Origin of the sequence: Streptomyces sp. NBC_00582, from assembly GCF_036345155.1 — a bacterium.
Taxonomy (GTDB): Bacteria; Actinomycetota; Actinomycetes; order Streptomycetales; family Streptomycetaceae; genus Streptomyces.
In genome coordinates this window covers 1626129-1646424 of the sequence record NZ_CP107772.1, presented here as the reverse complement: position 1 = coordinate 1646424, position 20296 = coordinate 1626129, and the positions used below count along the sequence as shown (strand labels likewise).

Sequence of the window (20296 nt, the reverse complement as noted above, 5' to 3'; positions counted from 1 at the left end):
TGTGCGAGGTGGAACCGCTCCCGCGGCCGGACAACGATGTCGAGTCCCCACAGGCACCAGGAGTACCACCGTGAACGTATCCCTCACCGTCTGGCTGCTGACCACGGCGGCGCTGTGCGCCCTGGTCGGCGTCGACTTCCTCGTCGGACGCAAGCCCCACGACGTCTCGGTGAAGGAGGCCGGGACCTGGACCGTCGTCTGGGTCGTGCTGGCCTGTCTGTTCGGCCTCGGCCTGTTCCTCTTCGGCGGCGGAGGGCCGACGGGCGAGTTCTTCGCCGGGTACATCACGGAGAAGTCGCTGAGCGTGGACAACCTCTTCGTGTTCGTCCTGATCATGGGGAAGTTCGCGGTGCCCTCGCCGTACCAGCAGCGGGTGCTGATGGTGGGCGTGCTGATGGCGCTGGTGCTGCGCGCGCTGTTCATCGCCGCCGGCGCGGCGATCATCTCCACGTTCTCCTGGGTGTTCTACCTCTTCGGCGCCTTCCTGATCTGGGCCGCCTGGAAGCTGGTCCAGGACGCGCGCAAGGGCGGGCACGAGGAGGAGTACGAGGAGAACAAGCTGCTCAAGGCGGTGGAGAAACGCTTCGGTGTCGCCGACCGGTACCACGGCACCAAGCTGTGGATCGAGCAGAACGGCAAGCGGGTCATGACCCCGATGCTCGTGGTGATGCTCGCGATCGGCTCCACCGACGTGCTGTTCGCCCTCGACTCCATCCCCGCCATCTACGGGCTGACCGACGACCCGTACATCGTGTTCACCGCCAACGCCTTCGCGCTGATGGGCCTCAGGCAGCTCTACTTCCTCATCGGCGGCCTGCTGAGGAAGCTGGTCCACCTCAGCTACGGCCTGTCGATCATCCTGGGCTTCATCGGCGTCAAGCTGCTGCTGCACGCGCTGCACGAGTCCGGGGTGCACGTCCCCGAGATCGGCATCCCCTTCTCCCTCGGCTTCATCGTGCTCGTCCTCACGGTCACGACGATCACCAGTCTGCGCGCGGCCGCGCGCGGGGACGAGAGCGGAGAAGGGGAACCGGGGGCGGCCACGGCCGCCCAGGAAGCCTAGGAGGCCTGTTCCGGGGCCGCCTCGGCGCGCATCATCACGCAGTCGAACTCGATCACGCGCCCGGTGGTCGCCTCCCGGGTCACCGGGTACATACCGGTGATGCCGAAGCCCTCCGCCTCGTACGCGGCGACGGCCTCGCCCATGGTGGGGCTGCCCTCGTACAGCCGGAGACAGGCGACCTCGGACTGCAGGCCCACGAACTCCGTGACGCGCTTGCCGGCCCCGGCGAACACCTCCAGGTCGTAGCCCTGGGTGTCCATCTTCAGATACGGGACGGGGGCGGCGAGGCCCTCCAGCGCCTCGTCCATCACCTCGTCGAGCCGGCGGATGCGGATCTCCTCGGTGTCGGACTTCTTGAACCGGCTGTAGCGGCCCTTGCCGTAGTCGCTGGGCGGCAGCAGCGAGTTCATCGTCATCCAGCTCTTGTGGATCTCCGCGGTCGTCTCCTCGCGGCCCAGTCCGCACTGGTGGACATGCCACTCGGGGTCGTTCTCGGCGGCCTTCGACAGCCGGGCGAACGTCTCCGAGGTCGGCTCGAAGGACACGATCCGGCCGGTGTACCCGGCCCTGCGCAGCCGCTTGGCGTACTGCCCGGTGTTGGCGCCGACGTCGAAGACGCAGTTCACGCCGTACAGCTCGAGCATGGCGGTCACATGCTGGACGCACAGGAACTCGGCGGCGGAAAGCTGCAGCTTGCGCTCGTCCTGGTGCTCCGGGTCCTCGATCAGCAGCACGGCACCGGTGTCGCCGAGCGGTACGACCCCCTTCTCGGCGACGGCGGTCCGGGCGCCGCCCCGGGTGCGGCGCAGGACCCAGGTGTCCTTGTCCACACCGGTCACGCGGTACGGGCCGCCGTGGCGGGAGAGCACCTTCGTGCCCCGGTCCACGTCGGTCACCTCGTAGGGGCCGCCGCGCCGGGACACCACCGCCGCACCCGGGCCGAGGTCGGTCACCTGAACGCCTATACGAGGCATGAGCTGGAGCAGTCGTCGATAAAGGGTCCGCATCCCTCAAGCCTTATCAGACCGCGGGGGCGGCGGTCTGCGGGTTGAACGACATTCGACGGTTGTGAACACGACGGTAACGCCGGGGGTACGGCGAAAGGGCCGCGGCAATCGTGCCGCGGCCCCTTCGGTGACGTGCCCACGCCGGGGCGGTCACCTCTCGATCAGGCGGCGACGCCCACGTTGCCGTGCAGCCGGGTGACGACCTCGGCGAGCTGGGTGGCGACCTCGGCGTCGTCGGACGGGTGGGTCTCGGCGAAGCGGGTCAGGGAGCCCGGGATGGACAGCTTGACGTCCTCGAGGACCTTGCCGCCGGCGATGCCCACGGCCTTGCGGGCCTCGTCCTGCGCCCATACGCCGCCGAACTGGCCGAAGGCGGTGCCGACCACGGCGACCGGCTTGCCGCCGAAGGCGCCGGCGCCGTACGGGCGGGACAGCCAGTCGATGGCGTTCTTCAGGACGGCCGGGATGGTGCCGTTGTACTCGGGGGAGAAGAGCAGGAAGGCGTCTGCGGCCTGGGCGGCCTCACGCAGCTTGGCGGCGGCGGCCGGGACGCTGCCCTCGACGTCGATGTCCTCGTTGTAGAAGGGGATCTCGGCCAGGCCCTCGAAGAGCTCGACCTCGGCGCCCTCGGGAGCGACCTTGACGGCCGCCTCGGCGAGCTGGCGGTTGGTCGAACCGGCGCGGAGGCTGCCGACGAGCGCGAGGATGCGGACAGACATGGGAACTCCCAGAGGCTGAAACACTGCGTCTACGATCCGGACCGAGGTCCGCTTAATGTGTAGCAGCATAACCGGACCGGGGTCCAGTTTCATTCCCGGTGCTTTACGCTGAGTTCATGTCCAGCCTTCTGCCGCCCTGTCCGGATCCCGAGGAGAAGATCGGCGAGCCTCAGCGACTGCTGCGGCTCGGGTCCGCCGGCGACGAGCCGTGTCTGCGTGCGGACGCGGCCCGCAACCGTGCGCGGCTGCTGGACGCGGCCGCCCGGCTGATCGCCGAGCACGGAGCGGCCGGGGTGACGATGGAGGCGGTGGCGGCGGCCGCCGACGTGGGCAAGGGGACGGTGTTCCGCCGCTTCGGCGACCGCACGGGTCTGCTCATGGCGCTGCTCGACCACTCGGAGCAGAAGATGCAGGCCGCGTTCCTCGGCGGCCCCCCGCCGCTCGGTCCGGGCGCGCCACCGGTGGAACGGCTGCGGGCGTTCGGCATCGCCGCGCTGCGGCGCTGCGTCGACGAACTGGATCTGCAACTGGCGGCCGAGCCCGCCGCCGAACGCCGCTACGCGGTGCCCGCCCGCCGTGTCCAGCACAGCCATGTGGTGGTGCTGCTGCGCCAGACGCTCCCCGACGCCGACCACGAACTCCTGGCCCACACCCTGATGGGCTACCTCAACCCGGTTCTGGTCCACCACCTGACCCGCCAGTGCGGGCTGTCCCTGGCACGGCTGGAGAACGGGTGGAGCGACCTGGTGGACCGGGTCACGGGCGGCTGAGCCCCCCGGCGCCCGCCTCCGCGTCGCCGCTCGGTCGAACGCGGCGAACGCGTCCACCATGCGGCCCTGCGGTGCGTCCGCGCGGAACAGCGGCACGCCGTCGCGGGCCGACTCGGCCGCGCGGTGCTCGCCGCGCGGGAACGGTTTCGCCTCGTGGGCGGCGAGCGCGGCCTCGGTGTCACCCGGGTGGGCCACGAGGGCGAGGCCCAGTCGAGCGGGGCGAGGTCGGCGCCCTCGCCCGCGAACGGGGACATCAGGTGCGCGGCGCCGCCGAGGAGCGTGACGGTCGAAGACGGCCACCGGGATGCCGGGCACCTGCGGGACCCGGGCGAGCGTGAGGCCGCCGGGACCGGCGCCGACGAACGCGAGGGGGGCGTCACGCGGCGCGCACGGGGCTGTTGGTCGGCGATTCATCACATGGGGGCGTCCCCCGCCCGGAAGCCCGCTCACAGCTTCTGCCAAGATGCCGTACGTCATGGTGCAGATACCGAACACGCCCGCGCCGACGAAGCCGCCGGCGCCGCGCCCCGTGCCCACGAGCGCCGACGTCGCCCGCCTGGCCGGAGTCTCCCGCGCGACCGTCTCCTACGTGCTGAACAACACCAGCGCCGTACGCATCAGCGAGCCCACCCGCCGCCGGGTCCACGAGGCCGCGAAGGAACTCGGGTACGTGCCGCACGCGGCCGCCCGCAGCCTGCGCGCCGGACACAGCCGGGTCGTCCTGATGCCCACCCTGCCCGTGCCGGCCGGCCCGCTCTACAGCCAGTTCGTGCACGACTTCCAGGGCGCCCTCACCCGCCTCGACTACACCGTCGTGCAGTACGGCACCACCGGGCTGCACGGCGACGACGCCGCCCGGGCCTGGGCCGAACTGCGGCCGGTCGCCGTGCTGGTGCCCACCCCCGGCATCGGCCCGGAAGGCGTCGCCGTCCTCAAGCGGTCCGGCGCGCGGGCCGTGGTGACCCTCAGTCCCGAGCCCGTCGAGGGCGCCCACGCGCTCCTCCTGGACCATGCCCGCGTCGGCCACAGCGCCGCCGAGCATCTGCACGCCCGGGGCAGACGGCGGATCGGGGTCGTCGTGCCCGAGGAGTCCGGCATGGAGATCTTCTCCGGGCCCCGTCTGTCCGGCGCCCGCGAGGCCCTGCGCGGCACCGGGGCCACCGTCACCGAACTGTCCCTCGCCTACACCCAGAAGTCCGCCGCCGCCCTCGCCGCCCGCTGGCCCGACCTGGGTCTGGACGCCGTGTTCGCCTACAACGACGAGTACGCGATGCTGCTGATGCGGGCCCTGCTCGACGCGGGGGTGCGGATCCCCGAGGACACGGCCGTCATCGGCGCCGACGATCTGATGCTCGGCCGGCTGCTGCGGCCCAGACTGAGTACCGTGCGCATCGCCATGCCCTCCGGCCGGGAACTCGCCGCTCTGGTGGACCGGGCGGTGCGCACCCCCGGCGCCGAGCCCGAGTCGCACCCGCTGTCCGGTGCCACGGTGGTGCATCGCGAGTCCAGTTGACCGGTGCGGGTGCGTCTGACGGGACTAGGTGTTTAAATGCTCAACTAGATGGGACGTGTGCGCCCCGTGAGCGGTGCGTCCCGCGGGACACCGATCGGAGAGCCATCCATGCCGCTGCTCGACCCCCTGACCTGGCAGACCTCGCAGTCCCGCGCCCTGACGGGCCCGCGGCACACCGTCACCGAGCCCGCCACCGGTGAGGCGCTCGGCACCGTCGTCCTGGCCGCCGCCGCCGACGTGGCCCCGGCCGCCGAGGCCGCCCGTGCCGCCCAGCGCGAATGGGCCCGCCTCCCGCACTTCGTCCGCGCCGGCGTCCTGCGCAAGGCCGGAGACCTGTTCGCCGCACACGCGGAGGAACTGCGCGACTGGATCGTCCGCGAGTCCGGCTCCATCCCGGGCAAGGCCGACTTCGAACTGCACGTCGCCGCCCAGGAGTGCTACGAGGCCGCCGCCCTCGCCTCCCGCCCCGCCGGACAGGTCCTGCCCAGCGAGGCCCCCAGACTGTCGTACACCCGGCGGATCCCGGTCGGCGTGGTCGGCGTGATCTCCCCGTTCAACGCCCCGCTGATCCTCTCCATCCGCTCCGTCGCGCCCGCCCTCGCGCTCGGCAACGCGGTCGTCCTCAAGCCCGACCCGCGCACCGCGGTCTGCGGCGGTCTCTCCCTGGCCGCGATCTTCGCCGAGGCCGGACTGCCCGAGGGCCTGCTGCACGTGCTGCCCGGCGGCGCCGAGACGGGCGCCGCCCTCGTGGAGGACCCGCGCGTGCCCGTCATCTCCTTCACCGGCTCCACCGCCGCGGGCCGCGCCGTCGGCGAGGCCGCCGGACGCCACCTCAAGCGCGCCCACCTCGAACTCGGCGGGAACTCCGCCCTGATCGTCCTGGAGGACGCCGACCTCGACGCGGTGATCTCCACGGCCGCCTGGGGCTCGTTCTTCCACCAGGGCCAGATCTGCATGACCACCGGACGCCACCTGGTCCACGCCTCGCTCTACGAGGAGTACGTCGAGCGGCTCGCCGCCAAGGCGGACTCCCTCGCCGTCGGCGACCCGCACCGCGCCCAGGTCCACCTCGGCCCGCTCATCGACGACGGTCAACTCGCCAAGGTGCACGGCCTGGTGGAGGCCAGCACGGCCACCGGCGCGAAACTCGCCGCGGGCGGCACCCACGAAAACCGCTTCTACCGGCCGACCGTCCTCGCCGGCGTCGACGACAAGACCCCGGCCTACGCGGAGGAGGTCTTCGGCCCGGTCGCCCCCGTCCGCTCCTTCACCACCCCCGACGAGGCCGCCGCGCTCGCCGCCCACAGCGCCTACGGCCTCTCCCTCGGCATCGTCACCCGTGACTCCGCCCGTGGCCTGGACCTCGCCGAACGCATCCCCACCGGCATCGTCCACATCAACGACCAGACCGTGAACGACGAGGCCGTCGCCCCCTTCGGCGGCGTCGCCGCCTCCGGCACCGGTGCCCGCTTCGGCGGCGACGCCAACCTGGAGGCCTTCACCGACCTGCGCTGGACGACGGTGCGCGGCGACGTCGCGCCCTACCCGTTCTGAGACTCCGCGGCCTGCTACTCGGCCTTGGCCTGCTGCTCCGCCACCGACTTGCGGACCTCGTCCATGTCCAGCTCGCGCGCCTGCCCGATCACGTCCGCGAGGGCGGCCTCGGGCAGCGCGCCCGGCTGGGCGAACACCGCCACCCGGTCCCGGACGATCATCAGCGTCGGGATGGACTGGATGCCGAAGGCCGCGGCCAGCTCCGGCTGCGCCTCCGTGTCCACCTTGCCGAACACCAGGTCCGGGTTGTCCTGCGCGGCCTTCTCGTACACCGGCGCGAACTGACGGCACGGGCCGCACCAGGCCGCCCAGAAGTCGATCAGGACGAAGTCGTTGTCCGTGACCGTCTGGTCGAAGTTCTCCTTGGTGAGCTCCACGGTGCTGCTCATGACCTGCAACCTTCTTCCTGGTGTGGACTTGCTGGTGCACAACACGGCCCGACGAGCCCGTATTCCGCGTGCCTGCCCGTGTGGCCACCGGACACACCACCCACCAGACTGACCCCATGACGGAATCGGAAACCATCGCCTACGACGTCGTGGTGCTCGGGGCCGGGCCCGTGGGGGAGAACGTGGCCGACCGCACCCGCGCGGCCGGCCTCACCACCGCGGTCGTGGAGAGCGAACTGATCGGCGGCGAGTGCTCGTACTGGGCCTGCATGCCCAGCAAGGCCCTGCTGCGCCCGGTCATCGCCCGGGCCGACGCCCGCAGACTGCCCGGCCTGCGCCAAGCCGTCCAGGGTCCCCTCGACGCGTCCGCGGTCTTCGCCCGCCGCAACTGGTTCACCGGCGACTGGACGGACGACGGCCAGGCCGACTGGCTCGCCGGCATCGGCGCCGACCTCCACCGCGGCCACGGCAGACTCGCCGGCCCGCGCACGGTGACCGTCGGGGAGCGCACACTCACCGCCCGGCACGCCGTCGTCGTCGCGACCGGCACCCGGGCCGTCCTGCCCCCGCTCGCGGGCCTCTCCGAGGTGCGGCCCTGGACCAGTCGCGAGGCCACCTCCTCCCAGACCGTGCCCGACCGGCTCGTCGTGGTCGGCGGCGGAGTCGTCGCCACCGAGATGGCCACCGCCTACCAGGCCCTCGGCTCCCGGGTCACCGTCCTCGTCCGCGGCAAGGGCCTGCTCAACCGCATGGAGCCGTTCGCCGGCGAACTCGTCGCCGAGGCGCTCGTCGAGGCCGGCGCCGACGTACGGACCGGGACCTCGGTGGAGTCCGTCACCCGTTCGGACGGCACCGTCACGGTCGTCACCGGCACCGGCGACCGCATCGAGGCCGACGAGATCCTGTTCGCCACCGGCCGCGCCCCGCGCACCGACGACATCGGCCTCGACACGATCGGCCTGGAACCCGGCTCCTGGCTCACCGTCGACGACACCCTGCGCGTCACCGGCACCGACTGGCTCTACGCGACCGGCGACGTCAACCACCGCGCCCTCCTCACCCACCAGGGCAAGTACCAGGCCCGGATCGCGGGCGCCGCCATCGCCGCCCGCGCCGCCGGCACGTCCCTGGACGGCTCCGACCCGTGGAGCGCCCACACCGCGACGGCCGACCACGAGACCGTCCCCCAGGTCGTCTTCACCGACCCGGAGGCCGCCGCGGTCGGCCTCTCGCTCGCCGAGGCCGAACAGGCCGGGTACCGGGTGCGCGCCGTCGACGTCGACATGTCCTCGGTGGCCGGGGCGGGTCTGTACGCCGAGGGCTACAAGGGCCGCGCCCGGATGGTCGTCGACCTGGAGGAGGAGATCCTGCGCGGGGTCACCTTCGTCGGCCCGGGCGTCGGCGAACTGATCCACTCCGCGACCGTCGCCGTCGCCGGACGTGTCCCCGTCGCCCGGCTGTGGCACGCGGTCCCCTCCTACCCGACCCTCAGCGAGGTCTGGCTGCGTCTGCTGGAGGCGTTCCGGGACAAGTGAGCTACGGCAGCTCGAAGTTCAGGGCCCGGGCCGCCTCCGCGGGAGTCGGCTGGGCCCACCGCTCCAGCACCGCCTGGTTGGCGGACAGGGACCGCGGCTCGGCCCGGTCGAGATAGAGGACGCCGTCGAGGTGGTCCGTCTCGTGCTGCACGATGCGGGCGGGCCACCCGCCGAACAGCTCGTCCAGCGGCCGCCCGTGCTCGTCCTCACCCGTCAGCCGCACCTGGGCGGCGCGGGCCACCACCGCCTGGTAGCCGGGGACGCTCAGACAGCCCTCGAAGAACGCGGCACGGACCGGACCGACCGGCTCGTACGACGGGTTGACGAGCACCCGGAAGGGCTGCGGCACCCGCCCGCGGGCCACCCGTACCTCCTCCGGCACCGGCGCCGGATCCTCGATCACCGCGATCCGCAGCTCCACACCGACCTGCGGCGCGGCCAGCCCGACACCGGGCGCCGCGTGCATCGTGACGCGCAACGCCTCGACGAACCGGGCCAGAAGAGCCGCGTCGAGCTGACCGTCGTAGCGCTCGGTGCCGGTGCGCAGGACCGGGTCGCCGGCCGCGACGATCGGCAACGGGCCGCCGGACGCGAGGAGTTCCTCGACGCGTTCGGCAAGGGGGGTACGGGGAGGGGGAGCTGCCATCGGGCCAGCATGACACGAGCGACGGCCATGTGACGCAGGTCACGAGAACTCGCGGGAACTCGGCCCGTGCGCGATCCGACTACTGGACCGTCCCCGCTCAACCCGTCCCCCCGACCCCGGAGTAGCCCGCCGATGTCCACCGCTCCCTCGACGACCACCGACGAGGCCCCCGAGGCGGCCCCGGCCCCGGCCTCGGCGCCCAAGTCCCCGGGCCCTTGGGCCCCGTTGCGGCCCCTGGTCCTGCGCCTGCACTTCTACGCCGGTCTTCTCGTCGCGCCGTTCCTGCTGGTCGCCGCCGTCACCGGGTTCCTGTACGCGGGCTCCTTCCAGGCCGAGAAGCTCCTCTACGCGCACGAGATGACCGTGCCGGTCGGCGAGGAGAAGCTGCCGATATCCGAGCAGGTGGCGGCCGCCCGCAAGGCCCACCCCGAAGGCACGGTCTCGGCCGTGCGGCCCTCACCGGAGGACGACGCCACCACCCGCGTGATGCTCTCCGGTGTCAAGGGCGTCGACCCCGAGCACACCCTCGCCGTGTTCGTCGACCCGTACACCGCCGAGGTGCGGGGCGCGCTGGAGCAGTACGGCTCGACGGGCGCTCTGCCGCTGCGCACCTGGATCTCCGGGCTCCACCGCAACCTCCACCTCGGCGAGACCGGCCGTCTCTACAGCGAGTTCGCCGCGAGCTGGCTGTGGGTCATCGCGGCCGGCGGTGTCGCGCTGTGGTTCTCCCGCCGTCGCGCCCTGCGCACGGTCCGCGGCACCAGCGGCCGGCGCCGCACCCTCGGTCTGCACGGCACGGTCGGCGTCTGGGCCGCCGCCGGGTTCTTCTTCCTCTCCGCGACCGGCCTGACCTGGTCCGCCTACGCCGGCGCCCACATCGACGAGCTGCGCACCTCCCTCAAGCAGGCCACCCCGTCGATCTCCGCCACGGTGAGCGGCGGGGGTGAGCACGCGGGCCATGACGCGGCCTCCGGCTCCGGCGGCGACGGCGAGCGCGGCGTCGGTCTCGACAAGGTCCTGGCCGCCGCCCGCGCCGAGGGGCTGGGCGACCCGGTCGAGATCGTCCCGCCCGCCGACGCCTCCTCCGCGTACGTGGTGAAGCAGGTGCAGCGCAGCTGGCCCGAGAAGCAGGACGCCGTCGCGGTCGACCCGGCCACCGGCGAGGTCACCGACACCCTGCGGTTCGCCGACCACCCGGTGCTCGCCAAGCTGACCCGCTGGGGCATCGACCTGCACACCGGGATCCTGTTCGGGCTGGTCAACCAGATCGCCCTGATGCTGCTCGCGCTCTCCCTGATCCTGCTGATCGTATGGGGCTACCGCATGTGGTGGCAGCGCGGCCGCGGCTCCGCCTTCGGCCGCCCGATCCCGCGCGGCGCCTGGGCCCAGGTCCCGCCGTACGTCCTGGTCCCGCTGATGGCGGCGGTCGCCGTGCTCGGCTACTTCGTCCCGCTCCTCGGCATCCCGCTCGCCGGTTTCCTGGTGGTGGACGTGATCCTCGGCGAGATCGCCCACCGCCGACGGGCGAAGGCCTGAGCCTCCGACGCGCACCCGGGAAAGCGGCCCGGCGGTGAGGTCCACCGCCGGGCCGCTCCCGTGTCACAGGTCCGATCGGTCCTCCGGGAAGTCGCCGGCCAGCGCCGAGGCGATCCGCAGATGCGGACCCGCCTCCGTGTGCCGCCCCTGCCGCTCCAGGGTGCGGCCCAGCATCAGCCGGGCGTAGTGCTCCACCGGATCGCGCTCGACGATCAGCCGCAACTCGGTCTCGGCGCGGCGCAGTTGGGCCGAGTGGTAGTAGGCGCGGGCCAGCAGCAGCCGGGGACCGGTCTGCTCCGGCACCTCCTCGACCAGCGGGGCCAGCACCCGCGCCGCGGCGGTGTAGTCCCGCGCGTCGAAGAACAGTCGCGCGCGCTCCCAGCGCTCGGCCGGGGTGCCGTGGGCGTAGTACGCCGCCTCGTTCGCGTCCGCCGGGCCGAACCCCGTGCCGTAGGTCGTGTTCACTGCTGATGACCTCCTTCGAGGCCCTCAACCGGGGGGCGTGGTGACGTATTCCGCTCGGTGGCGGGGCCGGGTCCAGCGGGGTCGAGCGGCACGTCGAGCAGGACCGCGAGGTCCTCGCCGAACGCCCGTGTCCGCTCGCCGTCCAGCCCGCCGAGCGGCTCCAGCAGGCGCTCCAACAGCCCTTGTACGACGGTGATCGCCTGCCGGGTGACCTCCTCGCCCCGCTCGGTGAGCGCCAGTTGCACGGCCCGTGGGTCACGGGGGTCCCGGGTCCGCTCGATCAGACCGGCCGACTCCAGGGCGCGGGCGAGCTTGGAGACGTAGAGCGGCTCGAGGCCGGTGTGGTCGGCGAGCCGGCGCTGGCTGGGGCGTTCGCCGTCGCGCTGCATCCCGTACAGCGACGAGACGAGCGAGTACTGGGCGTGGGTGAGTCCGAGCGGCGCCATCGCCCGGTCCACCGCCACCCGCCACTTCGTCGACAGCCGCCACACCAGGAATCCGGGCGTGGCCCGTTCGGAACCCTTGCTCATGGCGGATAGATTACATGGCTACTATTCGCTCCCCGCCCGGTTGCCTCCGGGATGTTCCATCCGGGAGAGCCAGGTGGTGAGCAGCGTTTCGAGGGACGCGGCCTCGGCGGGTGTCAGCAGGTCCAGCAGGTGGCGTTCGTTGTGCATGTGGTCGGTGAACGCCCGGTCGATCAGTTCACGGCCGGGCCGGGTGAGGGCGACGATCCGGCCGCGCTGGTCGTCGTCGGAGCGGCGCCGGGTGACGAGTCCGGCCCGCTCCAGCCGGTCGATCCGCTTCGTCATCGCGCCGGTGGTGACCATGGTGTGCGCGGCGAGCTCGCCGGGTGCCCGTTCATAGGGCTCCCCGGCGCGGCGCAGCGCGCACAGGACGTCGAACTCCCCCTCGCCGAGGCCGTAGCGCTCGTAGACGAGACAGAGTTCCGCGGTGAGGCGGTCCGCCAGGCGGTGCAGCCGGCCGATCACCCCCTGCGGGCCGACGTCGAGGTCGGGGCGCTCCCGGCGCCAGTCGGCCTGGATGCGGGCCACGCGGTCCTGTGGTTCACCGTTCTGCTCCATGCCTCCATAGTAGCTTCCCAGGAAGCTACTATGGCTTCCATGGAAGCCAATCTGCGCTGGGTGGCCCTGACCGCGGTCGCGCCGGTGGCCTGGGGGGCCACCTACTTCGTCACGCACGCGTTCCTGCCCGCCGACCGCCCCCTCTACGGGGCCGCCCTGAGGGCCCTGCCCGCCGGACTGGTCCTGCTGGCCCTGTGCAGGCGACGGCCGCACGGCGCGTGGTGGTGGCGCTCCGCCGTGCTCGGGCTGCTCAACATGAGCGTGTTCTTCGTCCTCGTCTACGCCGCCTCCCAGCTGCTGCCCACGAGCATCGCCTCGACCGTCATGGCGCTGTCCCCGCTTACGATGATGCTCATCGCCTGGCCCCTGGTGTCCGAGCGGCCCAGGTCCCCGCACCTGGCCGGCGCCGCGATCGGACTGGTCGGGGTCTGTCTCATGCTGCTCACGGGGGCGCGGACGGCAAGCGTGCCGGGGGTCCTCGCCTCGGCCACCGCCCTGCTGGTGTCGTCGTTCGGCCACATCCTCGCCAAACGGTGGAGCGCCGGCACCGACGTGCTCGCCTCGACCGCCTGGCAGCTCACCGCCGGAGGCCTCTTCCTGCTCCCGGTCGCCGCGGCCGTGGAGGGCCCTTTGCCCGCCCCGTCCCTCCCGGCCCTGCTGGCCTTCGCCTACGTCTCCCTGATCGCGACCGCGCTGGCCTTCGTCGCCTGGTTCACCGGTCTACGGCACCTGCCCGCGGGAACGGTCGGCCTGATCGGCCTGCTCAACCCGGTCACCGGCGTCCTGCTCGGCACGGCGGTCGCGGGCGAGACACTCACCGCCCAGCAGGTGGGCGGACTGGTCCTGGTCCTGACGGGGGTCGTCCTGGGCCGCCCGGCCCGACACCGGGCAGCCACTCCGACCGGAACCGAGCTTCTCAGCAAGCCGCTTCGGCCGAGCCCGTGACCGGTGCGGGCGTGGCGAACGACAGCGGAGCCGGAGTCGAGCGGATCAGTGTCGCGACCGACGGCACCCAGGGCGACGGCGACTCCGCCGGAGCCACGATCACGGCCGACGGCCTGCGTATCGCCTTCTCGTCGACGGCCCAGCTCGCCACGCACGCCGTCCCGGCCCGGCCGTCCCTCAGCGGCGACGGCCACCTTGTCGTCTACCAGGACGGCCAGGCGGAGGACTTCGTGGGGGGCGATGGCGTCGCCGCCGAAGCGGGTTCGGGCTCCGGCACCCACGTCCACGACGAGAGCTCGGGCACCGACCAACGGGTGCCGAACGCACGGGGGGTGGCCATCGATCCCACCGGACGCCAGAGATCGTCTCGAACCAGCCCGCCTCGGCCGGGACCGACGCGGTCAGCGGCCGACGACATCGTGCCCGGCGACACCAACGGCACGTCGGACGTCTCAGCGCACGCGTCCGCGTGGCTTCAGCGGAGTCCGCGGCAGGGCGGGGGCGGACAGCGGTGCTCCGGCGTAGCCCTTCACCGTGCCGAAGCGGGTGCCGCTCGCCCAGTCCTCGCGGGCCTGTTCGATCTCCTCCTGGGAGCGGGCGACGAAGTTCCACCACATGAGGAGCTCCTCCGCGAAGGGCTCGCCGCCGAGGAGCATCAGCCCCGCGTCGGACTCGGCGCGCAGGGGGAGTTCGGTGCGGCCGCAGCCCAGGTAGAGGAGGGAGCCCGCGAGGACCGGGACGCCGTCGACGTGGACCTCGCCGGACATCGACAGGACGCCGTACTCGAAGTCGGGGACGAGCGGCAGTCGTACGTCGGTGCCCCGCGCGAGCGCGAGGTCGGCGCCCACGATGGGGGTGTACGTCGTTCCGGGGGAGCGGGAGCCGTCGAGTTCACCGAGGACCAGGGTGGCGGTCAGGCCGGGGGCGGTGACCGTGGGCAGGTCGGGGTGGTGTTCGAAGCGGGGCTCGGTGTGGCGGTGGGCGTCGGGCAGGGCCACCCAGAGCTGGGCGCCGTGCAGGAAGCGGGCGTGGGACGTCGGGCTCTCCTCGGAGTGGCTGATCGCGCGGCCCGAGGTCATCAGCCCGAGTTCCCTGGGGCGGATGGTCTGCAGGCTGCCCGTGGAGTCGCGGTGCAGCACCTCGCCCTCGTGCAGCCAGCTCACGGTCTGCAGGCCCATGTGGGGGTGCGGCGGGACCTGCATCCCGGGTTCGTCGGCGATGTCGTCGGGGCCGTAGTGGTCGACGAAGGCCCAGGCGCCGATCATGCGCCGGCCGAGGTTCGGCAGCAGCCGGCGCACCTCGGTCGACTCGCCGAGCTTCACCCTGCGGGGGCTCAGCAGCTCACGGACGGGTTCGGCGACGACGAATCCACGCCCGCCGCACACGCTCGGCACGGGCGCACGGTCAAGGTTGCTCATGCGGTCAACCTAGTGGGTCGGGTGCTCCGGGTGGGGCGAGCCGCTGCCCGTCCTTCCGCCGTTCAGCGTCGCGGCGAGATCCCGGCCGGCCTCGACGATCTCGCTGTCCCGGTCGGCGAGGAGGTCCTGGAGCAGGCCGCGCTGGGCGTGGACGGCGTGGCGGGCCTGGCGTTCCCAGGCCACGTGGTTGTCGGGGTGGCGCAACAGTTTGGGGTAGGCGGCGGCGGTGGTCTCCCACTGGCGGGCGTCGGCGATGCTCTTCAGCAGACGCAGTATCGCCACCCGGCAGGTGACCTGCGGGAGCCGGGCGAGTTCCCAGAGGAACGGCACCGTGGCCGCGGTCGCCTGGTCCACCACGAAGCCGTACCGGCAGATACGGCGGCGCAGTTGTCCGAGCGCGCTCCCCGCGGCCTCGGCGTCGCCGCGGGCGACGGTGGTGAGCAGGGCGGGGATGCCGGCGGCGGATCCCGTGGTGTCCTGGATCTCGGGCCAGGGCACGTGCCCCAGGTCCTTGAGGGGTGGGGTTCTCTTCGTGGCGGTCATGTCGTGGAGGTGCGGGTCGGCAGCATGGCCCAGACGGTCTTGCCCACGGGGGAGCGGCGGGTCCAGCCCCAGTGCTCCGAGAGGGCTTCGACGATGTGCAGCCCGCGGCCGTGCTCCAGCAGGTCGTCGCCGGGGTGCGGGTAGAGCGGCGGGCTGTCGCTGGGGTCGGTGACGGCGCACAGCAGATGCGCGCGGCGCAGGGTGAGTCTGAGCCGTACGTCGAAGTGGTCCGTCGACAGGTGCGGCAGGCCGTGCAGGACGGCGTTGGAGGCGAGTTCGGTGACGACGGTGAGCGCGTCGTCCGTGCAGTGGTCCAGGGACCAGCCGTCGAGCGTGCGGTGGGTGAAGTCCCGTGCCTCGGCGAATCCCTCCCGGTCGCCCCTGAGGTGCAGGCTTGCGGTTCTGGACGAGCCGAGGACGGACTCGTGGTTCCGGAACTGCGCAGGTGATGACACGGGGCATCTCCCTGAGGCGAGGTCAGGACGGGTTGCCGGAACTGCGGTTGACGGCATGGTTATTATCCACGCTGACGATGTCCTCGTGCAATTTCACGGGAAATTGCGCGTACGAAGCGAGGAGAGTTGCCGTGTCGTCAGGAACCGGACCGGTGTCGAACGGAGTGCGGGCGAGCTCGCTGGGCGTCCGCTGGATCAAGAGCAGTCACAGCAACGCGGAGGGCAACTGCGTCGAGGTCGCGGCGCTGGACGGGGGAGGCCTGGCGATGCGCAACTCCCGGGACCCCGACGGACCCGCGCTCGTCTACACGCCGGCCGAGGTGGCGGCGTTCCTGGCGGGGGCGAAGGACGGGGAGTTCGACCACCTGCTGTGAGGTCACGCGCCGTGTCTTCGGCGCGGTGCGCTTCAATTCCCGTGCTCCATACGGTCGTAGGCCGTCGGATGCGATAATGGGTTCTGTCGTCTGCCGGTCCGTGGGGAGTCACAGCATGTCTGCCGAGTCACCTCGAGTCTCCCGCCTCGAACCGTATCTGAACCGCTCGGAGCCCGCCCCGACCTTGCTGAAAATGCTGGTCGGCGTGCAGCTCACGGGCATGCGGGAGGACGCCGGGCTCGCCCAGGACCAGGCCGCGCGTGCCGTGCGGTTCAGCCCGGCGAAGCTGTCGCGCATCGAGGCGGGCAAGGGGCGCCGTCCTCCGACGGAGGGCGACGTCCGCGCGTTGCTGGCGCTGTACGGCGCCGAGGAGCACGAGGCCTCGGTGCTGCTGGAGCTGCTGCGGCAGGCGGGGGAGCCGGGCTGGTGGCAGCGGTACGACAAACGGCTGATGCCCGAGTGGTTCGACCGGCTGGTCGGACTCCAGGAGGCGGCCACCGCGATCCGTACGTTCGAGATCCAGTACGTGCCGGGTCTGCTGCAGACCCCCGCCTACACCCGTGCCGTCGTGGAGCGCGGGCTGCCCTCGGCCTCGGCCCGGGAGGTGGAGCGCCGGGTGGAGCTGCGCACCCGCCGCACCGAGCTGCTGCACCGCGCCGACGCCCCGCGGGTGTGGGCGATCCTCGACGAGTCGGTGCTGCTGCGTGTGCTCGGCAGCCGTGAGGTGATGCGGGAGCAGCTCGGGCATCTCGTGGAGCTGGCCCGGCTGCCCCATGTCACCGTGCAGGTCGTCCCGTTGGACGTCACGCACGCCTCCGCGCCGGCCATCCCCGTCACCTATCTGCGGTTCGGCGGCGCCGATCTGCCCGACATCGTCTATCTGGAGCAGATCAGGAGCGCCACCTTCCTGGAGGACCGGGACGAGACGGAGGAGTACCGGGTCGCCCTGGACCGGCTGGCCGACCAGGCGCTGCAGCCGCGCGAGTCCCTGCGGATGCTCGAGGAGACCATACGGCAGCGGTACGCCTGACCGCCGCCGGGTCTGCGGGGTGGGTCAGACCAGGCGTCCGACGCCGCCGAACTCGATCCACTCCTGGGTGAGTTGGCGGGGGGCGACCTCGGTGTCCGGGCGCCAGGTGGAGACCTCGACGAGACCCGGGTCGAGGATCTCCAGTCCCTCGAACCACTGCGCCACGTCCTTCTCCTCACGCACCCGGCCCCAGTGCCCCTGGGTGGCCTTGTCCATGAAGTCGGTGACGAACTCCCGCACCTTCGCGTCCTCGCTGACGAGCTGACACATCACCAGGAAGCTTCCGGGGGCGAGGCGTTCGGACACCCGGCGGACCACGGCGGACGGGCCGTCGGTGTCGCTGTCGGGGATGCAGTGGAAGACCGAGTTGAACAGCACGGCCACCGGCTGGGAGAAGTCGATCAGCCGCTCGGTGTCGGGGTGGGTGAAGATGGCCTCGGTCTCCCGCATGTCGGCGTGGATCACGGTGGTGCGCTCGTCCTGCTCCAGCAGGGCGCGGCCGTGCACGAGGACCATGGGGTCGTTGTCGACGTAGACCACGTGGGTCGTCGGATCGATGCGCTGGGCGACCTGGTGGACGTTGTCCTGGGTGGGCAGACCGGAGCCGTGGTCCAGGAACTGCCGGATGCCGTACTCCTGCGCCAGGGTCTTCACGACCCGCTGGAGGAAGCGGCGGTTGTTGAGGGCGAGGGCGCGGGTGCTCGGGACGACCTTGTCGAGCTCCGCGCAGGCGGCGCGGTCGGCCGCGTAGTTGTCCTTGCCGCCGAGATAGTGGTCGTACATGCGTGCGGCTGTCGGAACCGTGGCGTCGATCTCCGTGGACAGTGGCTTTCCGGACTGCATGTCTTCCCCCAGCTCCCAGCCGTGGCCGCGTCGTCGCGGTCGGTAACACATCCTAGGGAAACGGCAATTGGCGGCGCCACCCCTTGATCGGCGGATCGCCCGGGGGAGGTGGTGGGCCATGCCGGCATAGACTGCTGATCCAGCGCCTGGACGCATGGTCTAATGGTGCCATGGGGTCCAGAGAAGCGGAGCGGGACGCGGTCCTGCGGGCGCTCGTCCCCGTCGTGGACGGGATCGCCGCGACCTTCGGGCCGGTGTGCGAGGCGGTGCTGCACGACTACCGGCGGCCGGAGGAGTCCGTGGTCGCCGTCGCCGGGTCGGTGACGGGGCGGACGGTCGGCGGAGCGATGAGTGAGATCGGTCTGCGCGTGCTCGCCCGCGGTGACGAGGCGCGTGACGAGTTGAACTACGTCACCCGTACCGGTACGGGCAAGCTGGTGAAGTCGTCCACGATGGTGCTGCGCGACTCCACCGGCGCGGTGTTCGGTGCCCTGTGCGTCAACGTGGACGTCACCGAGGTCGACCGCGTCCAGCAGCTCCTGTCCGCGCTCGCCGGCACCGCCGCGGGACCCTCGCAGGCCCCGGTCACCACGTTCGGCGACGACATCGACTCCGTCGTCGACGCCCTGCTCGACGAGCATCTGCGGCGTCAGGACCAGACCTGGCCGGCCCTCGACCGGACCCGGCGCCTCGCCCTCTTCCGCGGCCTGGACGAACGCGGCGTCTTCGCCGTCCGCCGATCCGTCGAACAGGTCGCAGGCCGCCTCGGCATCTCCCGCGCCTCCGCCTACAACTACCTGGCCCAGGCAAGGACGACGGCCGAGGATCAGGGCCGGCCACGGATGGGGTGACACCGCCGCACCAGACCTTCACACCCCCTATGACAACCACCCGAGGGAGCCCCACCGTGACCACCGCACCCCCGCCCCTCACCCTCGACGACGTCCTTGACGCGGCCGCACGGCTCGAGGGGGTCGCCCATCGCACCCCCGTGCTGCGCTCCCGCACCCTGGACGAGGCAGTCGGGGCCGAGGTGTTTCTGAAGTGTGAGAACTTTCAACGGGTCGGTGCCTTCAAGTTCCGGGGCGCCTACAACGCGGCCTCCCGGCTGACGCCGGAACAACGCGCCCGGGGCATCGCCGCCTTCTCCTCGGGGAACCACGCCCAGGCCGTCGCCCTGGCCGCAAGGGAACTGGGCACCGGCGCCGTGATCGTGATGCCCGAGGACGCCCCCCGCTCCAAGCGGGCGGCCACCGAGGGCTACGGCGCCGAGATCGTGACGTACGACCGCTACACCGGCGACCGGGAGGCCGTCGCGCGGGCCCTGGCCGCCGAGCGGGGTCTCGCCCTGATCCCGCCCTACGACCACCCGCACGTCATGGCCGGCCAGGGCACCGCCGCACTCGAACTCCTTGAGGAGACAGGTGAGTTGGATGCCCTGCTCGTGCCGGTCGGTGGAGGCGGGCTCATCGCCGGCTGTGCCACCGCGGCGAAGGGGACGCACCCCGGCATCCGGATCGTCGGCGTGGAACCGGAGGCCGGGGACGACACCAGACGGTCGCTGGAGGCCGGCCGGCGCGTCGAGATCGCGGTGCCGCGCACCATCGCCGACGGCCAGGCCCTGACCACACCCGGCGAGCTGACCTTCGAGGTGAACCGGCGGCTCGTCGACGAGATCGCCCTGGTCTGCGACGACGAGATCCGCGCCGCCATGCGGTTCGCCTTCGAACGGCTGAAGATCGTCGTGGAGCCGAGTGGGGCCACACCGCTCGCCGCCCTGCTCTCGGGCCGGGTCGGCGTCCCGGGCCGCCGCGTCGGAGTGATCGTCTCCGGCGGCAACATCGACACCGAGCGCTTCGCCGAGCTGTGTGCGGGTGGAGCCTGAGGCGCGACCCCCGCCCCGACGTGCCCCGAATGGCGCCCCCGGATGGCGAGGCGGACGATGGAGGTGTGGGGTGCGGCCCCCACCGGTGACGTCCAGGGCCGCCGGGGAGACCGGCCCCGGCCGTGGCGCAGCACGGCCGGAAGGAGGACGCCATGCTCGAAGTGAAGACGCTCGACAAGCCGGACGAGCGACGTGACTTTCCCCGCGGCCACCTCGAGGCCGTCCACATGACGGGGCTCGACTTCGCGATGGCGACATTCGAGCCCGGCTGGCGCTGGACGGAGTCGGTGGCGCCCATAGCCGGGACCGAGACCTGCCAGATCCACCACAACGGCTATGTGGTCAGCGGACGGATGCACGTCACCATGGACGAGGGAGGCGAGACCGAGGTAGGCCCCGGCGACGTCTTCGTGGTCTCGCCCGGACATGACGCCTGGGTCGTGGGTGACGAGCAGTGCGTGGTCTACGACTTCGCGGGATCCATGGCCAAGGAGTACGCGAAGTCCGATTGAGGCGTACGC

At 72.1% G+C, this 20296-nt stretch carries 23 protein-coding genes and 1 pseudogene; 12 read left to right on the top strand and 12 right to left on the bottom strand.

The annotated features are described in order from the left end of the window. The first annotated feature begins 70 nt into the window (after nt 1-70). Complete coding sequence (locus OG852_RS06835) at nt 71-1063, top strand: TerC family protein (protein WP_330347356.1); 993 nt, start codon at nt 71-73, stop codon at nt 1061-1063. Here OG852_RS06835 and OG852_RS06830 read toward each other — a convergent pair. Further along, a complete protein-coding gene (locus OG852_RS06830) occupies nt 1060-2016 on the bottom strand; it encodes an FkbM family methyltransferase (protein ID WP_330347355.1) in 957 nt (318 codons plus the stop codon). The two genes, OG852_RS06835 and OG852_RS06830, sit on opposite strands and share 4 nt — an antisense overlap. 215 nt (nt 2017-2231) lie before the next feature. After that, the gene (locus tag OG852_RS06825) at nt 2232-2789 is read right to left on the bottom strand and encodes an NAD(P)H-dependent oxidoreductase (protein WP_133915630.1); all 558 of its coding nucleotides are present in this window, start codon (nt 2787-2789) and stop codon (nt 2232-2234) included. 116 nt (nt 2790-2905) lie between these two features. Between OG852_RS06825 and OG852_RS06820 the strand changes: the two genes are divergently transcribed. Next, nucleotides 2906-3559 (top strand): TetR/AcrR family transcriptional regulator, encoded by a 654-nt coding sequence (locus tag OG852_RS06820; protein ID WP_330347354.1) that lies wholly within the window; start codon nt 2906-2908, stop codon nt 3557-3559. A 42-nt stretch (nt 3560-3601) separates the two neighbouring features. Here OG852_RS06820 and OG852_RS06815 read toward each other — a convergent pair. After that, a pseudogene (locus OG852_RS06815) lies at nt 3602-3843 on the bottom strand (FAD-dependent monooxygenase); the annotation flags it as partial. 179 nt (nt 3844-4022) lie between these two features. Between OG852_RS06815 and OG852_RS06810 the strand changes: the two are divergent. Next, entirely contained in the window at nt 4023-5072 is a 1050-nt protein-coding gene (locus OG852_RS06810; protein ID WP_133915628.1) for a LacI family DNA-binding transcriptional regulator, read from the top strand. Nucleotides 5073-5180: 108 nt separating this feature from the next. Continuing rightward, a complete protein-coding gene (locus OG852_RS06805) occupies nt 5181-6626 on the top strand; it encodes a benzaldehyde dehydrogenase (protein ID WP_133915627.1) in 1446 nt (481 codons plus the stop codon). A 14-nt stretch (nt 6627-6640) separates the two neighbouring features. Here the strand turns inward: OG852_RS06805 and trxA are convergent, their stop codons facing one another. Beyond that, nucleotides 6641-7015 (bottom strand): thioredoxin, encoded by a 375-nt coding sequence (gene trxA / locus OG852_RS06800; protein WP_133915626.1) that lies wholly within the window; start codon nt 7013-7015, stop codon nt 6641-6643. Nucleotides 7016-7131: 116 nt separating this feature from the next. Between trxA and OG852_RS06795 the strand changes: the two genes are divergently transcribed. Continuing rightward, nucleotides 7132-8550 (top strand): dihydrolipoyl dehydrogenase family protein, encoded by a 1419-nt coding sequence (locus OG852_RS06795; protein ID WP_330347353.1) that lies wholly within the window; start codon nt 7132-7134, stop codon nt 8548-8550. Nucleotide 8551: 1 nt separating this feature from the next. Here OG852_RS06795 and OG852_RS06790 read toward each other — a convergent pair whose 3' ends face one another. Continuing rightward, entirely contained in the window at nt 8552-9196 is a 645-nt protein-coding gene (locus OG852_RS06790) for a peptide deformylase (RefSeq protein WP_133915624.1), read from the bottom strand. 132 nt (nt 9197-9328) lie between these two features. Here OG852_RS06790 and OG852_RS06785 point away from each other — a divergent pair, with 132 nt between their 5' ends. Continuing rightward, a complete protein-coding gene (locus OG852_RS06785) occupies nt 9329-10732 on the top strand; it encodes a PepSY-associated TM helix domain-containing protein (RefSeq protein ID WP_330347352.1) in 1404 nt (467 codons plus the stop codon). Nucleotides 10733-10795: 63 nt separating this feature from the next. On the opposite strand, the gene OG852_RS06780 is transcribed toward OG852_RS06785, so the two are convergent. Genes OG852_RS06780 through OG852_RS06770 form a run of 3 tightly spaced genes read right to left on the bottom strand, consistent with a single transcriptional unit; the run spans nt 10796 to nt 12282 of the window. Beyond that, nucleotides 10796-11197 (bottom strand): tetratricopeptide repeat protein, encoded by a 402-nt coding sequence (locus OG852_RS06780; protein WP_330347351.1) that lies wholly within the window; start codon nt 11195-11197, stop codon nt 10796-10798. Next, nucleotides 11194-11727 (bottom strand): MarR family winged helix-turn-helix transcriptional regulator, encoded by a 534-nt coding sequence (locus tag OG852_RS06775; protein WP_133915621.1) that lies wholly within the window; start codon nt 11725-11727, stop codon nt 11194-11196. The genes OG852_RS06780 and OG852_RS06775 overlap by 4 nt, the downstream gene beginning before the upstream one ends. 21 nt (nt 11728-11748) lie before the next feature. Then, a complete protein-coding gene (locus OG852_RS06770; RefSeq protein WP_330347350.1) occupies nt 11749-12282 on the bottom strand; it encodes a MarR family winged helix-turn-helix transcriptional regulator in 534 nt (177 codons plus the stop codon). A gap of 39 nt (nt 12283-12321) precedes the next feature. Between OG852_RS06770 and OG852_RS06765 the strand changes: the two genes are divergently transcribed. Beyond that, nucleotides 12322-13227, top strand: coding sequence for an EamA family transporter (locus OG852_RS06765; protein ID WP_208117276.1), 906 nt, complete (start codon nt 12322-12324; stop codon nt 13225-13227). A 452-nt stretch (nt 13228-13679) separates the two neighbouring features. Here the strand turns inward: OG852_RS06765 and OG852_RS06760 are convergent, their stop codons facing one another. The 3 genes from OG852_RS06760 to OG852_RS06750 are packed head-to-tail and all read right to left on the bottom strand — an operon-like array spanning nt 13680 to nt 15643. Further along, a complete protein-coding gene (locus tag OG852_RS06760) occupies nt 13680-14645 on the bottom strand; it encodes a pirin family protein (protein WP_330347349.1) in 966 nt (321 codons plus the stop codon). Between the two features lie 9 nt (nt 14646-14654). Then, entirely contained in the window at nt 14655-15188 is a 534-nt protein-coding gene (locus OG852_RS06755) for a hypothetical protein (RefSeq protein WP_330347348.1), read from the bottom strand. After that, on the bottom strand, nt 15185-15643 hold the full coding sequence (locus tag OG852_RS06750) for an ATP-binding protein (RefSeq protein ID WP_330347347.1): 459 nt from the start codon (nt 15641-15643) through the stop codon (nt 15185-15187). Before OG852_RS06750 ends, OG852_RS06755 begins: the two co-directional genes overlap by 4 nt. Before the next feature lie 152 nt (nt 15644-15795). Between OG852_RS06750 and OG852_RS06745 the strand changes: the two genes are divergently transcribed. Beyond that, nucleotides 15796-16017 carry a DUF397 domain-containing protein gene (locus OG852_RS06745; protein ID WP_133915723.1) on the top strand — a complete coding sequence of 74 codons (222 nt, stop codon included), beginning with the start codon at nt 15796-15798 and terminating at the stop codon, nt 16015-16017. 115 nt (nt 16018-16132) lie between these two features. After that, the gene (locus OG852_RS06740; protein WP_133915617.1) at nt 16133-17047 is read left to right on the top strand and encodes a helix-turn-helix domain-containing protein; all 915 of its coding nucleotides are present in this window, start codon (nt 16133-16135) and stop codon (nt 17045-17047) included. 24 nt (nt 17048-17071) lie between these two features. Here OG852_RS06740 and OG852_RS06735 read toward each other — a convergent pair whose 3' ends face one another. Continuing rightward, complete coding sequence (locus OG852_RS06735; protein WP_133915616.1) at nt 17072-17890, bottom strand: SAM-dependent methyltransferase; 819 nt, start codon at nt 17888-17890, stop codon at nt 17072-17074. Nucleotides 17891-18060: 170 nt separating this feature from the next. Between OG852_RS06735 and OG852_RS06730 the strand changes: the two genes are divergently transcribed. From OG852_RS06730 to OG852_RS06720, 3 genes are all read left to right on the top strand, one after another. Continuing rightward, entirely contained in the window at nt 18061-18741 is a 681-nt protein-coding gene (locus tag OG852_RS06730) for a helix-turn-helix transcriptional regulator (RefSeq protein ID WP_330347346.1), read from the top strand. A 56-nt stretch (nt 18742-18797) separates the two neighbouring features. After that, nucleotides 18798-19775 carry a threo-3-hydroxy-L-aspartate ammonia-lyase gene (locus OG852_RS06725; protein WP_133915614.1) on the top strand — a complete coding sequence of 326 codons (978 nt, stop codon included), beginning with the start codon at nt 18798-18800 and terminating at the stop codon, nt 19773-19775. 152 nt (nt 19776-19927) lie between these two features. Continuing rightward, complete coding sequence (locus OG852_RS06720; RefSeq protein ID WP_133915613.1) at nt 19928-20287, top strand: cupin domain-containing protein; 360 nt, start codon at nt 19928-19930, stop codon at nt 20285-20287. Nucleotides 20288-20296: the final 9 nt, after the last annotated feature.

What these genes read in the sequence shown, in the direction of transcription:
- OG852_RS06825 (WP_133915630.1), bottom strand. Translation starts at nt 2,789, where the DNA reads ATGTCTGTCCGCATCCTCGCGCTCGTCGGCAGCCTCCGCGCCGGTTCG.
- OG852_RS06820 (WP_330347354.1), top strand. Translation starts at nt 2,906, where the DNA reads ATGTCCAGCCTTCTGCCGCCCTGTCCGGATCCCGAGGAGAAGATCGGC.
- OG852_RS06810 (WP_133915628.1), top strand. Translation starts at nt 4,023, where the DNA reads ATGCCGTACGTCATGGTGCAGATACCGAACACGCCCGCGCCGACGAAG.
- OG852_RS06805 (WP_133915627.1), top strand. Translation starts at nt 5,181, where the DNA reads ATGCCGCTGCTCGACCCCCTGACCTGGCAGACCTCGCAGTCCCGCGCC.
- trxA (WP_133915626.1), bottom strand. Translation starts at nt 7,015, where the DNA reads ATGAGCAGCACCGTGGAGCTCACCAAGGAGAACTTCGACCAGACGGTC.
- OG852_RS06795 (WP_330347353.1), top strand. Translation starts at nt 7,132, where the DNA reads ATGACGGAATCGGAAACCATCGCCTACGACGTCGTGGTGCTCGGGGCC.
- OG852_RS06790 (WP_133915624.1), bottom strand. Translation starts at nt 9,196, where the DNA reads ATGGCAGCTCCCCCTCCCCGTACCCCCCTTGCCGAACGCGTCGAGGAA.
- OG852_RS06785 (WP_330347352.1), top strand. Translation starts at nt 9,329, where the DNA reads ATGTCCACCGCTCCCTCGACGACCACCGACGAGGCCCCCGAGGCGGCC.
- OG852_RS06775 (WP_133915621.1), bottom strand. Translation starts at nt 11,727, where the DNA reads ATGAGCAAGGGTTCCGAACGGGCCACGCCCGGATTCCTGGTGTGGCGG.
- OG852_RS06770 (WP_330347350.1), bottom strand. Translation starts at nt 12,282, where the DNA reads ATGGAGCAGAACGGTGAACCACAGGACCGCGTGGCCCGCATCCAGGCC.
- OG852_RS06765 (WP_208117276.1), top strand. Translation starts at nt 12,322, where the DNA reads ATGGAAGCCAATCTGCGCTGGGTGGCCCTGACCGCGGTCGCGCCGGTG.
- OG852_RS06760 (WP_330347349.1), bottom strand. Translation starts at nt 14,645, where the DNA reads ATGAGCAACCTTGACCGTGCGCCCGTGCCGAGCGTGTGCGGCGGGCGT.
- OG852_RS06755 (WP_330347348.1), bottom strand. Translation starts at nt 15,188, where the DNA reads ATGACCGCCACGAAGAGAACCCCACCCCTCAAGGACCTGGGGCACGTG.
- OG852_RS06740 (WP_133915617.1), top strand. Translation starts at nt 16,133, where the DNA reads ATGTCTGCCGAGTCACCTCGAGTCTCCCGCCTCGAACCGTATCTGAAC.
- OG852_RS06735 (WP_133915616.1), bottom strand. Translation starts at nt 17,890, where the DNA reads ATGCAGTCCGGAAAGCCACTGTCCACGGAGATCGACGCCACGGTTCCG.
- OG852_RS06730 (WP_330347346.1), top strand. Translation starts at nt 18,061, where the DNA reads ATGGGGTCCAGAGAAGCGGAGCGGGACGCGGTCCTGCGGGCGCTCGTC.
- OG852_RS06720 (WP_133915613.1), top strand. Translation starts at nt 19,928, where the DNA reads ATGCTCGAAGTGAAGACGCTCGACAAGCCGGACGAGCGACGTGACTTT.